This is a genomic window from Clostridioides sp. ES-S-0006-03, assembly GCF_020662275.1.
In the GTDB taxonomy this organism is placed as follows: domain Bacteria; phylum Bacillota; class Clostridia; order Peptostreptococcales; family Peptostreptococcaceae; genus Clostridioides.
This window is the reverse complement of record NZ_JADGMM010000007.1, coordinates 201,252-215,629: the sequence shown is the minus strand read 5'-3', so window position 1 is coordinate 215,629 and position 14,378 is coordinate 201,252. Positions and strand designations below refer to the sequence as shown.

Annotated in this window: 18 protein-coding genes; 7 read left to right on the top strand and 11 right to left on the bottom strand. The window is 26.8% G+C overall.

Features of this window, described 5'->3' with window-relative positions:
• Positions 1-17: 17 nt before the first annotated feature.
• The 9 genes from IR151_RS11785 to IR151_RS11745 form a co-directional block, all read right to left on the bottom strand.
• Complete coding sequence (locus IR151_RS11785) at positions 18-1,040, bottom strand: LacI family DNA-binding transcriptional regulator (RefSeq protein ID WP_227434712.1); 1,023 nt, start codon at positions 1,038-1,040, stop codon at positions 18-20.
• Positions 1,041-1,260: 220 nt separating this feature from the next.
• The gene (bioB, locus tag IR151_RS11780; protein ID WP_227434711.1) at positions 1,261-2,238 is read right to left on the bottom strand and encodes a biotin synthase BioB; all 978 of its coding nucleotides are present in this window, start codon (positions 2,236-2,238) and stop codon (positions 1,261-1,263) included.
• 207 nt (positions 2,239-2,445) lie between these two features.
• Complete coding sequence (locus IR151_RS11775; RefSeq protein WP_021382847.1) at positions 2,446-2,709, bottom strand: hypothetical protein; 264 nt, start codon at positions 2,707-2,709, stop codon at positions 2,446-2,448.
• A 69-nt stretch (positions 2,710-2,778) separates the two neighbouring features.
• Entirely contained in the window at positions 2,779-3,852 is a 1,074-nt protein-coding gene (locus IR151_RS11770; RefSeq protein ID WP_227434710.1) for a DUF362 domain-containing protein, read from the bottom strand.
• Positions 3,853-4,256: 404 nt separating this feature from the next.
• A complete protein-coding gene (locus tag IR151_RS11765) occupies positions 4,257-5,015 on the bottom strand; it encodes an ABC transporter permease (protein WP_227434709.1) in 759 nt (252 codons plus the stop codon).
• The gene (locus IR151_RS11760; protein ID WP_413927359.1) at positions 5,012-5,932 is read right to left on the bottom strand and encodes an ATP-binding cassette domain-containing protein; all 921 of its coding nucleotides are present in this window, start codon (positions 5,930-5,932) and stop codon (positions 5,012-5,014) included. Before IR151_RS11760 ends, IR151_RS11765 begins: the two co-directional genes overlap by 4 nt.
• Positions 5,929-6,129, bottom strand: a complete 201-nt coding sequence (locus IR151_RS11755; protein WP_227434707.1) for a PLD nuclease N-terminal domain-containing protein — start codon at positions 6,127-6,129, stop codon at positions 5,929-5,931. Before IR151_RS11755 ends, IR151_RS11760 begins: the two co-directional genes overlap by 4 nt.
• 4 nt (positions 6,130-6,133) lie before the next feature.
• Positions 6,134-7,228: a helix-turn-helix domain-containing protein gene (locus IR151_RS11750; protein WP_227434706.1), complete on the bottom strand. Its 1,095-nt coding sequence runs from the start codon at positions 7,226-7,228 to the stop codon at positions 6,134-6,136.
• Between the two features lie 158 nt (positions 7,229-7,386).
• The gene (locus IR151_RS11745; protein ID WP_227434705.1) at positions 7,387-7,821 is read right to left on the bottom strand and encodes a helix-turn-helix domain-containing protein; all 435 of its coding nucleotides are present in this window, start codon (positions 7,819-7,821) and stop codon (positions 7,387-7,389) included.
• 327 nt (positions 7,822-8,148) lie between these two features.
• On the opposite strand from IR151_RS11745, the gene IR151_RS11740 reads away from it, so the two are divergent.
• The 5 genes from IR151_RS11740 (at position 8,149) to IR151_RS11725 (ending at position 11,042) form a co-directional block, all read left to right on the top strand.
• A complete protein-coding gene (locus IR151_RS11740) occupies positions 8,149-8,325 on the top strand; it encodes a hypothetical protein (RefSeq protein ID WP_227434704.1) in 177 nt (58 codons plus the stop codon).
• A gap of 112 nt (positions 8,326-8,437) precedes the next feature.
• On the top strand, positions 8,438-8,560 hold the full coding sequence (locus tag IR151_RS20230) for a hypothetical protein (protein ID WP_255613004.1): 123 nt from the start codon (positions 8,438-8,440) through the stop codon (positions 8,558-8,560).
• Between the two features lie 213 nt (positions 8,561-8,773).
• On the top strand, positions 8,774-9,085 hold the full coding sequence (locus IR151_RS11735; protein WP_227434703.1) for a DUF6442 family protein: 312 nt from the start codon (positions 8,774-8,776) through the stop codon (positions 9,083-9,085).
• A gap of 5 nt (positions 9,086-9,090) precedes the next feature.
• Positions 9,091-9,300 carry a helix-turn-helix transcriptional regulator gene (locus tag IR151_RS11730; protein ID WP_021382875.1) on the top strand — a complete coding sequence of 70 codons (210 nt, stop codon included), beginning with the start codon at positions 9,091-9,093 and terminating at the stop codon, positions 9,298-9,300.
• A 371-nt stretch (positions 9,301-9,671) separates the two neighbouring features.
• Positions 9,672-11,042, top strand: coding sequence for an MATE family efflux transporter (locus IR151_RS11725; protein ID WP_227434702.1), 1,371 nt, complete (start codon positions 9,672-9,674; stop codon positions 11,040-11,042).
• Between the two features lie 69 nt (positions 11,043-11,111).
• Here the strand turns inward: IR151_RS11725 and IR151_RS11720 are convergent, their stop codons facing one another.
• Both IR151_RS11720 and IR151_RS11715 read right to left on the bottom strand, forming a co-directional pair.
• Entirely contained in the window at positions 11,112-11,318 is a 207-nt protein-coding gene (locus tag IR151_RS11720; RefSeq protein ID WP_227434701.1) for a hypothetical protein, read from the bottom strand.
• Positions 11,319-11,723: 405 nt separating this feature from the next.
• A complete protein-coding gene (locus tag IR151_RS11715; protein WP_227434700.1) occupies positions 11,724-12,119 on the bottom strand; it encodes a pyridoxamine 5'-phosphate oxidase family protein in 396 nt (131 codons plus the stop codon).
• 141 nt (positions 12,120-12,260) lie between these two features.
• On the opposite strand from IR151_RS11715, the gene IR151_RS11710 reads away from it, so the two are divergent.
• Positions 12,261-12,653, top strand: coding sequence for a winged helix-turn-helix transcriptional regulator (locus IR151_RS11710; RefSeq protein ID WP_227434699.1), 393 nt, complete (start codon positions 12,261-12,263; stop codon positions 12,651-12,653).
• A gap of 154 nt (positions 12,654-12,807) precedes the next feature.
• On the top strand, positions 12,808-13,788 hold the full coding sequence (locus IR151_RS11705; RefSeq protein ID WP_227434698.1) for a CPBP family intramembrane glutamic endopeptidase: 981 nt from the start codon (positions 12,808-12,810) through the stop codon (positions 13,786-13,788).
• Positions 13,789-14,378 lie beyond the last annotated feature (590 nt).

Below are 14,378 nucleotides of genomic sequence, written 5' to 3'. Positions count from 1 at the left end.
TTATGCTTTTCATGCTGTTAATTACTTTCTTTAGTTGAAGCTCTTATCACTAGTTCTGCCTTAAAAATTAATTCATCAAAGGATTCTTTCTTATCTCCTCTTAAACAATTTATTAATATTTCACTGGCTTTATATCCTATATCATAAGATGGTTGTCGTACTGTTGTAAGTGGAGGACTTATTAAACTAGAAGTTTGAATATCATCAAATCCCACAACGCTTACATCGTTTGGTATATTTAATCCTCTTTCTTGAAGACCTCTGATAACACCTATTGCAATTAAATCATTTGCACAAAATATCGCATTAAAATCTATCACTTCTAATTTTTTTATAAATTCTTGGCCCCATTCAATCTTATATTTTCCTTCAAATACATAATTAGAATTGTAATCTAAATTACACTCAGTTAAAGCTTTTTTATATCCTTCTAATCTATCTATTGCTATTTCATTTTGAAGTGGACCACTCAAGTATATTATTTTCTTATTTCCAATATCTAATAAATGTTTTGTAGCTATATATGCACCCTCAAAGTTATTTATTTTAACTATGCCTTTTAAGGTTTCTTTATTCATACTTATTTTCTTATCGATTAATACTGTTGGTATTTTTATATCTTTGTAATTTGCCTCTTTCCAGTTTGTATTTGATGATGCTGCAAATATAATTCCATCTATCATTCTTTCTGATAATGTTCTTATCCCTTCATATTCCTTTTTGGCATCTTCATCTGTATTACATAAAATTATATTATAACCTTCCTCATTAGCTTTATCTTCCACACCTCTTGATACATCTGTGAAAAATGGATTTCGTATATCTGGTATAAGAAGTCCTATTGTATTTGTTCTTTTAGTTACTAAACTTTGTGCTAATTTATTTGGAACATAATTTTTTTCCTTCATTATTTTTAAAATCTTTTCTCTTGTTGCTTGACTTATATTTTCATCTTTATTATTAATGACTTTTGATACAGTTGTTTTGGAAACACCAGCCAATTCGCCAATCTCTTTTATAGTTATACTCAAGAAGTTCACCCCCACAATTTAGGAAACCGTTTTACTTAACCGGTTACCTAGATACTATCATATCTTTTTTCGCTTTGCAACTACTTTATACAAATTTTGATATTTTTCTTATTTTTCATAATATTGCAATTTATAAATTCAAATTTAATATTTATATTAATATACAAAAAAAAATTAATATACTTTTATAATTATTTAAAAGTACATTAATTAATTTAAGTAATCTTTATTAAAGTTCAAGTCCTTGTCCTATAATCATTTTTTTATCATTTTCAATTCCATTTCCTACAGTTGTTAAATAATCACCTACAATTGCAGAATTTACACCACCATTAAATCCAATTTTGTCATACCCTTTTAAAGATAGCCTTCCACCAGCATATCTTATGTATACATTAGGAATTATAAATCTAAATACTGCTGTTGTTTTTAATATTTCCATAGGCTCTAATACATCATAATTTTCCATAGGAGTATTCTTAATAGGGTTTAAAATATTTATTGGAATTGATTTGGTATTTAATTCTCGTATTTCAAAAGCCATTTGTAGTCTTTGTTCTTTACTTTCATTCATCCCAATGATTCCACCTACACATACATCTAATCCAGCCCTTTTAGCTTCTTTAATTGTTCTTATTCTGTCTTGATAAGTATGTGTTGTACATATATTATCAAAATTATCTTTAGATGTCTCGACATTATGATGATATGTAGTCACACCTACTAGTTTTAGCTTTTTAGCTTGCTCATAATCTATAATTCCTAGAGATGCACATAATTTTAAATTAGTATTTTCTCTTAATCCTTCATAGATATTTAAAATATCATTAAACTCTTTTCCTGTTATACCTTTACCACTTGTAACTAAAGAGAATCTATGTACTCCTTTACTTTCCATTTCTTTGGCTCTCTTTAAAATCTCATTATAATCTAGTAATGAATATTCTTCTATCCCAGTTTTATAATGAGATGATTGTGCACAAAATTTACAGTCTTCACTACATTTGCCAGACTTAGCATTCATTATTGTACATAAATCTACTTTTCTTCCCATAAAATATTCTCTTATTTCATTTGCAGATTTTAATAAGATATCAAAATTGTTTTTGTTATTAGTATCAATACTTATTAAATTAAGAGCTTCTTCATAATTTATTTCTTTTCCACTCAATATTTTATTTTTTAATTTGACTATGTATTTTTCCATATATCCTCCTATTTGTCAACTTATATTTTTTATATAGTTTACTTATTATATATAGTATTACATAGACAACATTTATTGGTCAACTTTATTTTATATATAGGTTTACTATTATAAAAAAAAATACTGTTCTAAAATAGTATTTGTATAATATCTTATACGTATCATTATTAAAACAGTATTTTTTATTAAAGAATCATTCTTATTAATTTATAAAACTATTCTTGTCTTAACTCCATCCAAGCTTTCCATTGTAACAACCTCTAATCCTTCATACTCTCTAAATAGCCATTTTAAATCCTTCATAGCTTGATTAACCTGACTTTTTGTTAGATTATTTATAAAATATTCTTTTCTAGTTTCCTCATACTCTTTGCTAGTTAAAAAGTTTCTTAGAAAATTAAATGCAAATACACTTGGAATATTGTTTACATTAGCTTTCTTGCTATTTTCTTTCTCATAGTAAATTTTCATAAATGCATACTCCTTTGATACTTTTAAATTTCTCTTACAATAATTATATGCATTTAAGTCCTACTATTCTTATAATTTTATTAATTCATATTCTTTATTTCCCATTCCCATTTCACACGCATAGTCTATTATTCTAGTTCCATTTACATGAGGATGCTCATGTTTAAACACATCATGACCCATTTCCTTACAAACCAAATCATAGCATGCTTGTTCAATTGCTACTGGGTCTGTTGATGCTAATATTCCTATATCATGTGCAATCGGTCTACCTGACCAAGGCACACAATCACAAAGTGGAGTCACATTCATAACAAAAGTTATATATCCTACCTTATCTTTTTTGTTTGATACTGCTCCATAAGCGTATTCTGCCATCTTTTCAACAAATACATCTGAGTCACTTTCCCATTGTATAGTTACTGCTCTAGTTGGACAGACAGTTGGACATTCTCCACATCCATAACACACATCAGAATCTATAATCGCCTTCTTATCTACTATACTTATAGCTTTTGTAGGACAAGAATTAACACATTTTCCACATCCTACACACTTCTTCTCTTTTACTACTGGTGTAACATCAGAATGTTGCATTTGCTTTCCTGCTGCACTTGCACACCCCATAGCTAAATTTTTTAATGCTCCTCCAAAACCTGCTGCTTCATGACCTTTAAAATGACTCATTACTATCATTGCAGAAGAATTATAAATTTCGCCACCTATTTTCACACTTTCAAAATGTTTTTTATCTATTTGTACATTTTCATAATTTCTACTGTACAATCCATCTGCAATTATTACTGGTGCATTTACCACTGCATAGGCAAAACCATTTTCTATAGCTGTTGTAAGATGGTCTACAGAATTTGTTCTACTCCCTGTATATAATGTATTTGTATCTGTTAAAAATGGCTTTCCTTCACAATCTTTAATCTTATCAACCACTTGTCTAACTGCTACAGGACTCATATATGTAGTATTTCCTTTTTCTCCAAAGTGAAGTTTGATTGCTACTTGGTCATTCTTTTCTATTAAATCTTTGAATCCTGCTGTATCAAATAATCTTCTTACATTGTTTGGCACATTTTTATTTTGCGAATTTGAGTATAAGTCACAAAAATATACTTTTGACTTTTCCATATCTACACCCCTTTAAAATATTTACTTGAATTAATTTTATCACTTTTAAAGTAATTTTTTAGTATATTTTACCACAATTAAAGATTCTTATCTTTATTTAATAAAAACAATATTATTTTAACTCCTTACTACATTTTTTTAATTCTTTACTAGTTTAGGCTCTATATACTATAGCATATCTTAAATAACCTATAATCACTATATTATAATCTATCTCCTTTTTTATTTTTAAACAGTTCCTTAAGGTAATAATTTAATTATTATAAAATATAATGAGTACGACTAAAACAAAAAAAAGACTTGAAACTTAAGTTCAAGTCTTTTTTACTTAGATATATTCTTATATATTACTAAGCATATTTTTACACAATACAGTGATATTTACAATTATAATAAAGATATCATTAAACTGGTTTTTTATTAAATAAAATAACAGCTGATAACAGACACACTATTGAAATAATAATTGTTACAATGATTGGAATAATAAATTCTGGAGCTGTCACTTTACCTGAAATCAAATCTATATTTTTTGATACTATGAAATTAGGTGTATAAGGTGCAATCTGTTCAGGAATAGAAATTAAACTCAAAACAAGAGTTACTACTAATACAAGTAATACACTTGCAAATGCTGGTCTAAATAGTACACATCCAAGAATTAATATAGTAATATACATAATACCAATTATCCATAAGTTAAATGCTGAAAATACAACATGATTAAGATTTGCAGTTGGCCAAAAATACATTGTATAACCATAAGTACATAAAAAGCTCAACCAGAAACCAATGGTCATAATAATTACTGCAATAGAAAATTTAGACAATACTACAGACGAACGTGACAATCCTTTAGTCAACATAATGACAAGTGTCCCTTTAGAATATTCGTTTGATAAAATATTACAAAAAATAATTAGAGTTAAACTCATTCCAAGACCAGAAATATTGCCAGAAAACTGTGTCCAAGAATCTAAAGCAGTTGGTAGAGCAGTAACTTTTAAAGTTGGGGCAAAATGAGCAATCAAGTCTGGCATAAATTTAGCAGAAAGAGGACTCATTATTCCAAATATCAAAAATAAAATAATTAGACTAAATAATTTATAATTTCTTACGTTCTCTACAAATTCTTTTTTTGTAAATGCTATGTATTCTCTCACTTTACTACCTCCAAAAATAAATTTTCAAGTGACAATTCTATTAATTCCATCTTTCTTGGACAAAGATTCATTTCTGCAAGTGTAGATATAACTGTTTGTTGTATTGATTTTATATCTTTACCATGGAAAATAATTTCCATATTAGTCTCTTCTGAATCTTTAAGTAAGGATTTAATACTACTACTAGACTTAAATGCTTGTATTTCATCATTACTTGAAAACTCCAATAAAAGTCTATCTTTTCCGTGCATACTTTTTATTTCTGAAAGTGTACCACTCAGAGCGATGCTTCCATTATTTAATATAGCAACATGGTCACAAATTCTTTCAACATCTGACAGTATATGTGTTGAAAATATTACGGTTGTTGAGTCTTTGATTTTAACCATAATATCTAATATTTCTTTTCTACCAACAGGGTCAAGTGCACTTGTTGGTTCATCACAAATAAGTAATTTAGGACGTGAAAGCAATGCTTGAGCTATCCCAAGACGTTGCTTCATTCCACGAGAAAATCCACCTATTCGTTTCTTTTCATTTCCAAGTCCCACAAGTGTCAACAACTCTTCACTTCTTAACTTTATTTCTTGTTTTGAAAGCCCTGTGATTTCTCCACAAAGAGAAAGATATTCAAGTGGTCTCATATAGTTATAAAACTCTGGAACATCAGGTAGATAACCTACATGGCGATTAGAACTTGTTCTTCCATAAGTCACCTTCTCACCAAAAACATTTATAGTTCCACTATCTGCTTCAAGTAACCCAAGCACCATTTTCATTGTTGTAGTCTTGCCTGCACCATTCTTACCTACAAATCCAAATACTGACCCTTCTGGTACAGTAAGATTTAGCTTATCTATTATCTTTCGATTACCAAAACTTTTTGATAACCCATTTATTGAAACAATATTCATCATTCATCACCTCTTCCTATAGTGAAATATAAAATTGGACCTATTATACTTATAAATAGCACTAAAATAATCCATATTGCCTTATTACCAATTTTATAATTTGGATGTTTTATTATATGAATAAGTGCAGTAATTACAAGTATTAAATTTAAAATAATAACAGGAAGTAAAAGTGGTAGATATTCCATTAAATTTTCCATAATCTTATTCCTCCAATAAAGATAATTTTTCTATAAGAAATCTGTATTCCTTGTTCTCATTTAATACAGAGAACATAGGATTATTCTTAATAGCAGCAACAATACCTGCCTTTACAATTGTATCATCACGTGTGATACCTGTTCCAATCTCAGAAATCCAGCAATCAATATGATTAAAAAAGTCATCACTATGTAGCATAATTGGATATATATCACTTATTGCCAAATCTACATATCTTTGTAACGACTTAATAGCTCCTTTAGTATTTCCATGTATTAAATTCATTTGTATCTGAGTCAAATATACAGAAAACATAACACCAGGAGATAATTCATTAAGGTCAAATGTATCTGAAATTATTAAAATACGTCTTTCTATTTCTTCAATTTGTGATTTATCTGAGTTTTGCAGAAGTCCCACTAAATCTTGAACTAATAATGTAAGATTCTGATATGCTCCAATCTGTAACGTTTCATTAGCTTCATTAGTTTGACCATTCATCATTTGTCCCTGTGCAAGAAGTATGCTTTCATTTACCATGGGAAAATTGCTATCTTGAAATAAATCAATAACTTCTATAGGTTGATTTAACAAGATATAACAAGTTGCCTCCATACCTTTTGACTGACGACAAATTTCTATATCATCACTTGTTTCTCGTATTCGAATAAAAATTTCTAATGCTTCACTAATTAATAGTTCACGTTTTTCTTCATCTACAAGGTCATAATGATTAATTATCAAAATACCCATCTGATAAATCAAAGGAAAGCATGAATAATATTTTTTTATGGTTTCTCTTATTTCATCCATAACTTCATCAAATGGTTTAACAGTAAAATCTTTACACAATCGCTGATATAGTTTATTAATATCTTCCTTAATCATTTGTGGTTCGTAGCAAATTAATTCATCAACTGTAATGTTGAAATATGTCGCGAGTTGTGGTAAAAAAGTGATATCAGGATAACTTTGCCCAGTTTCCCATTTAGACACAGAAGCTTTAGAGATACCTATATAATTTGCAAGTTCATCTTGTGTAATTCCTTTTTCTTTACGCTTTAAAATTAGTGTTTTTGCAATGTTTAATTCATTCATATCAACGCCTCCTTTGTATAATTATATCCTTAAATACATAAACCTAACAAGCGATTTGAAGTTGACTTTTGATGAAAAAATCAACCATAGAGAAACAAATAAGCAGGTATCTTAGATACCTGCTTAAATATATTTTTAAATTCAATTTATATAATTTTTTATTTATCATGTTTTTTAAACGTCTTGTATAAAATATCTTTTAATATAAGTACATTATTCTCATTGCTCATCCTGTATTCCTTTTCAAATCTTGAATATAATTCTTCAATAGCTATTTGATACTTTTCTATCCCTTCTATGTCAACATATGTTTCTAAAATAGGATACTTAGAGCTCCATGCTTTTGTCCAGTCAACATCCTTACTAATATTATCAGTTACATCTTTAGAACATAAATTACTTTCATCGATTAAGTAATCATAAGTAATATTAAACAGCTTTGATATATTTTTTATATTTTCTAAGTCTGGCTTAGCTTGCCCTAATTCCCACTTGCTAATAGTTTGTCTAGATACATTTAGTCTTTCAGCCAACAATTCTTGAGAATAATTATATTTCTTTCTTAGTTTTGTAATCTTGTCTTCTAAATTCATATATTAAACTCCTTTCAAGGTAAAAATAATTATATTTCAATTATAAAGTATTAAACTCAATGATTCTACAAAGCAAAGTTTGAAATATGTAAACTTTAGTTTACATACATGATGAATCATTCTATATGAACAATACTAGTATTAATATTTAATTATAGATTTTTTAATAAAAATTAATTATTTATTCTTAAATAATAAAAAAGGCTTGTATTGTAGTTAACTCCAAGTAGTATACTCTATTTAAGAATTGAGTAAAACATAATGAGTTTTATGTAGAGATATTGTACAGTTTATAAATCATATCATACTAAAAAGGAAATAAGGGAATTGTTTTCTAAACTTACAGGTGTTAATGTTGATGAAAGCCTATATTTAATACCACCATTTTATACAGATTTTGGAGAAAATATAAGAGTTGGAAAGGATGTATTTATTAACCATGCTTGTACATTCATGGATAGAAGTGGAATTACGATTGCAGATGATGTACTGATTGGACCTTAAGGTAAATCTTATAACAATAAACCCTCCTTTAGAGCCCTCAGAAAGACATTCCACTGTATCTACACCCATAGTTATAAAGAGGAATGCTTGATTAAGTGCAGGAGCAATGATTATGCCAGATATTACAGTAAGTGAAAATACTGTTGTTTCTGCAGGAGCAGTAGTCACAAATGATGTACCTCCAAATACTGTGGTTGCAGGTATCCCTGCTAAGATAATAAAAACTGTATGTTAGATTCTAAGTTTAAATTTGGTTATTAGTTCAATAGAATATTATTATAGTATTTCAATAAAAAAGACATTTTTAATTTAATTAAGTTTGTCTTTTTTTATTGATTTTTATTATACTCATTTCAAGTTTTATTGTCAAAGTTCTTGACAAGTAAACTTGTCATAAGTATAATAAAAGTACCAAGTAAACTTGGCATCCAAATAGGAGGTATCTTACATGAATAAAGAAGAAATTTTAAGTAAGAGTCGTCAATCCACTAAAGATGAAGGCTTAGAGTATATTGAAAATAAAGGCAGAAAAATAGGATATTCAATTTTCATATGTGTCTTCGCTTTCATTGTAATATTTAACGCCTTTATTGGACAAAAGAGTGATGCAGTATCTGCTTTATTTTGGACATTTGGTCTTGCTGAAAATATAGCAAAATACCAATTCACACATGAAAAAAAGAATTTAATTTTGGCTATTGGTTTCTTAATTACAACTATATTCTCATTAACTAATTTTGTTTTATCATCATTAAGGTAAGCAATATGAATGAAGAATTAATATTAAAAAATCACTTAAAAATAGCAAGAACAGAGAAAAAATTATCTCAAAGTCAGCTAGCTGAAATGGTCGGCGTGTCAAGAAACACTATTAGTTCAATAGAAACAGGTCAGTTTAATCCAACAGCAAAATTAGCACTTATTTTATGTATAGCTCTAGATAAAAAATTTGAAGATTTATTTTACTTTGAATAAAATGTATTGTAGTCATAAAATATAAAAGAAACCATAGTTATTGTATATTTTATTCACTTCTAAAACTCAAAATAAAAAGAGTTAAATAAATAAATAAAACAAAAAGAGTAAATGGTTAGATATTTATTATCTTATCACTTTACTCTTTTATTTATTTTAAAGTCTTATACATCTCTTTAATACCCTACATTCCATATTCATTAAAATAACTCCTATTTTCAAAAACCTCATTTTTAAATCCATATGTTGTCTAAATATAAAATAAATATACAGGTACCTTAATAAATATGTTGCAAAATTATTAAGGTACCTGTATAATATATTTCATAAGGTGCCTTATCATTATAAATCATATTATTTAGGAGGATAACATGGAAAATGAAAAATCAAACATTAAATATTTAAAAGAAGAACCAATAAAAAAAACTATTCTTTATTTATCTATTCCTATGATGATAGGAATGTCAGCTGGAACTATCTATAATGTAATTAATGCCTACTTTATAGGTTTAGTTCATGACACAGCTATGCTTAGTGCAATAACATTGGGACTCCCTATATTTACAATTCTAATGGCTTTTGGAAATATGTTTGGCGTTGGTGGTAGTACATTCATAACTAGGCTAATTGCACAAAATAATAGTGATGAAGCCAAGAAAATTGCTGGATATACTTTTTATGCAAGTATTATAACAGGTCTATTGATAGGTCTAATTGGCTACTTACTAATGAATCCTATTATTAGATTATTAGGTTCCGATATGACTACATTTGAATATACAAAACAATATGCAATTACACTATTTGTTGGCGGATTTTCTATTATATTGAACTTCTCTCTTGAACAAATTGTAAGGTCTGAAGGTGCATCAAAAGAATCTATGTATGGTATGTTTGTAAGTGTAATAGTTAGTATCATATTAGATGTTTTATTTATACTAGTTCTTAATATGCATGTGTATGGTGCTGCATTATCAATGATACTTTCTAACATTGCATCTAGTGCTTATTATGTTTGGTATTTAAATGTTAAAAGCGAGAACCTTAGAGGGTTTTTACATTACATAAAAATCAGCATAAACAGTCAAGTTGAAATATATAAAGTTGGTGTATCCCAATTAATCCAATGCTCTTTCTTAATTGTGACTACATTATTATCCAATAACTACTCTATGCAATATGGAAATAACATAGTTGCTAGTTTTGGTATAGCACTTAGAATTGCTCAAATTCCAGAATTCTTTGTTATGGGTATTGTTTTAGGTGTAATGCCACTTATAGCATATAATTTTTCTAATAAGAATATACCTCGTTTAAAGGAAAGTATAAAGTATTCTGCTTTATTCATATTTGTAATCGCAGTTGTATTTTCAGGAGTTGTTTATATATTTAGAACCCAAGTAATACAAACATTCTCAGTTGATACGTCAGTTATTGAAATAGGAACGTATGTATTGGTAGCTATGTTAGTATCTGCCTTATTCAATGGAGTTACATCTTTATTTATGACAATATATCAAGCATCAGGAAAAGGCATTGAAACAGGTATAATGTCTATAAGCCAAGGTGGATTGTATATACCTATAGTAATATTGCTTAATTATTTTTATGGACTTGATGGGCTAATATGGTCTATGACAGTAACAGAAATTATAACATTTTTAATAGGTGCAGTTTTATATATACCTTATAGTATAAAACTTAAAAAGGCATCAACTAAAAATAAAGTAAGTCTTATATAAGATTTACTTTATTTTTAATTTTAATGTTAGTCAATACAAATTATTTTATTATATGTAATTATTAATATATTAATCAATTTTATTAAAAATAACAGACTTCTCTTTTAAAGAGATTTTTCCTACTTGATATCCATATTCATTTAATTCTTTTTTATATTTTAAAAACGAATGGTCTATCTCTATTCCTGCAATATCTTTTATTTCTTCAAAAGTTAATTTAAATGATTGATTACCATTTTTCTTGACATATTCCCATAAAGAACTATATTTGCTCATTTTATATCACTCCTTTTAAAATTATATCTTATCTATTAGTTTATATTCTATCACTATTAATTTATAAAGTTATGCTACTTATTATTTATATGAAAAAATATACAAATAATAAGTAGCAATTTTTTATAATTATCATATTTTCTTCATATTTAAGAAAAGTCACTCATAGTTAAAATATTTTTTTTAAGAAAGTTTACTTCATCAGAAAACAAATTTTAATTGTTCTTATTTTTATTATGTAATTATTCAAGACAATATGTCATTGTTGAAATACAACTCTAATAACTAAATATTTTTATACATTCACTATTTAAAAATCTTTTTTATTGAATTTAAGTTAAATTTATCGACATTTCAGTAATAGCGTTTTCTTCATTTTCAATATGAATGTAGATTCTATTATAATTAAAGCTCTACATCAATCTTTTTACCACTCATTGAACAACAACTAACTTTTGCCTTATCAATAGAAAATATTTCAAACTTACCGTCTCCTACAGAGTACATCTGACCTAAACTTGGCATTATTTCAAGTGCCTTAGCTTGTGTTTCTTTTGATGTAACGAATACTGCTTCACCCAAAATACGTAGAGTATTAAGTTTTTGGTCTATACAGCAAAGCTCAACCTTTGGATTAAAAATAAGTTGCTTAAACATATCTTTTTGATTAGATGTGCAAAATGTAAGTTTGCCATCATATTCCATAGCAAATCCTAGAGGACGCACATGTGCTTGATTGTTCTCATCAGCTGTTGCTAAATAATAAACTCCTGCTTTGTTCAAAAATTCTAATACTTTCATAATTTTTACACCCCTTTTAAATACTTGTATTAAGGATTATCCTTTGATATAATTTTAATATAAAATAAGAAAAAAACAAGTATGCAGTTTTTTCTGATAAAGTATAAAAAAGATACTATTGGAATTGAGGAGTGAATTAAAATGAGTTTGTATAATAAAAATAATATAACTGAAAATGCTGAAGAATTAACTTGCCCTATACGTTACGCATTAGATATTGTTGGTGGAAAGTGGAAATTGCCTATTATATGTATGTTAGCAGTTGATAATCCAATTAGGTATAGTAGTATAAAAAGAAAATTAGATGGAATTACAAATACTATGCTAGCTCAATCATTAAAAGATTTAGAGTCTGATGGTATTGTTCATCGTAAACAATACAATGAAATTCCTCCAAAAGTTGAATATACATTAACAGATAAAGGTAAAAGTATTGTACCTATTTTGCGACAGTTTGCTAATTGGGGCGCTATTAATATGCAGGAGAAAAACACATGCGGACTTAATTGTAAGGAATGTCGAAAAATAACTTAATCATATAATATACAATCATTACAAACTTTTTTTTAGTTCTTTAATAATATATAAAAATATTTTTGTTAGTTTTCAATATTTGCTATATATATTTATTTCTATATAAAATTTGTTATTATATATAATTTTAAAATTTAAGATAAGGGGAATTAATATGTCAAATAATATTAAAATAATAAAAAAAGAAATAAACTATTTCTTATTAATAAATTTTTTACTGATTGCTTTTACATCAATATTTTTATTTTTGTCAATATCAAAACCAAATAACAGTGAACTTATATCAAGCTTCGCTGGATTATTTATGTATATTCCTGCATTTTCAGCAATTGTTGTCCTAAAAAAAGTTTCTAATTACAAGTTTGATTCAACAGTGGATAAATTTTTAAAGTTTTTTGCTATAACTACAATTGTGAGAATAGTAATATCTATAGCTGAAACATTTTTAATGCATAGTAGTATTATTTCTTCAACAATAGATACATTAACATCTTTTTATCTTTTAGCAGTTGTTCTTTACAATGAATTTCAATTTGAAGTTTTAAATTTATCTTTAAGTAAAAATTTCAAAAAAGTTTTAGGCATTCTATTAATATTCTTGATATTAATTATAGTTAGAAATATTATTGATAAAGAAAGTTTATCAATTAATGTTGTAAATAAATTTGTCACAGTATTTATAAATATAATTATAAATTTATGTTTTGGTTTTAATTTATTTTTTGGAGAAGAATTTGGATGGAGATACTTTCTTCAACCTAGACTACAAAAGATTTATGGCAAAAAATTTGGTGTATTAATTTTAGGTTTTATATGGGGAATTTGGCATTTGCCTCTTTGTGTCACTTTGTACAGTCCCGAAACCCCATTTTATTGTGTTATTTCTCAGATAGCATATTGTACCTTTATAGGAATATTTTTAGGATATACCTATATGAAGACCAAAAACCTTTGGGCGCCAATATTAATCCACTTAGTAAATAACACTGTTTCTATTATACTTGGAGGAAGTATTGAGTCTATATTTACATTAGAATCACTATTATGGAGTATTCTAGTTGATGCTATATTGTTTTTACCATTCTTATTTACTAGAGAGTACAAAACTAATAACTATGATGAAAGTTCTAACTAGTCTATAAATACATAAATCTCTAGACATAGAGGCTTTTTATATTTGTCCATAATATTGATAAAATACCTGTTTTAATATATAGAAGAATAGTCCTTATGGTATTAAGTAAAATAAAATTACTTTTTATGTAAATTTTAATAATTTACTCATTTTAAAAACCACTTTTCATTAGATGTAAAAAAGTGGTTTTTAAAATAATATTTCTACATTTAATTTTTAGTTCATTCTTATCTAAAACAGATTATTATATATTTATATCAATCTAAAAATATCCATTTTATGTTTTATGGTATAATAAAAATAATACATATCTTACTTTATTTTAAGTAAAATAATTTCTTAGTTTAATTTATATAGAACAGTTAAATTGGCAAAAATCAATCTAATAAAGGACTTCATAAATTTAAATATGGATATAGAAGTAGCTCTTCAAAATCTAATCGTTATTTTACATTTTGTGGTATAATAAAAATCAAGAAGGACTATACTTTATTGTTGTAGAGTAGAGTCCAGAAATTATTGATTATTCTTTTTGAACTTAACTTTTAGTTCAAAACTAAAGCTACTCTTTCGTGAACTGTACCCACTGT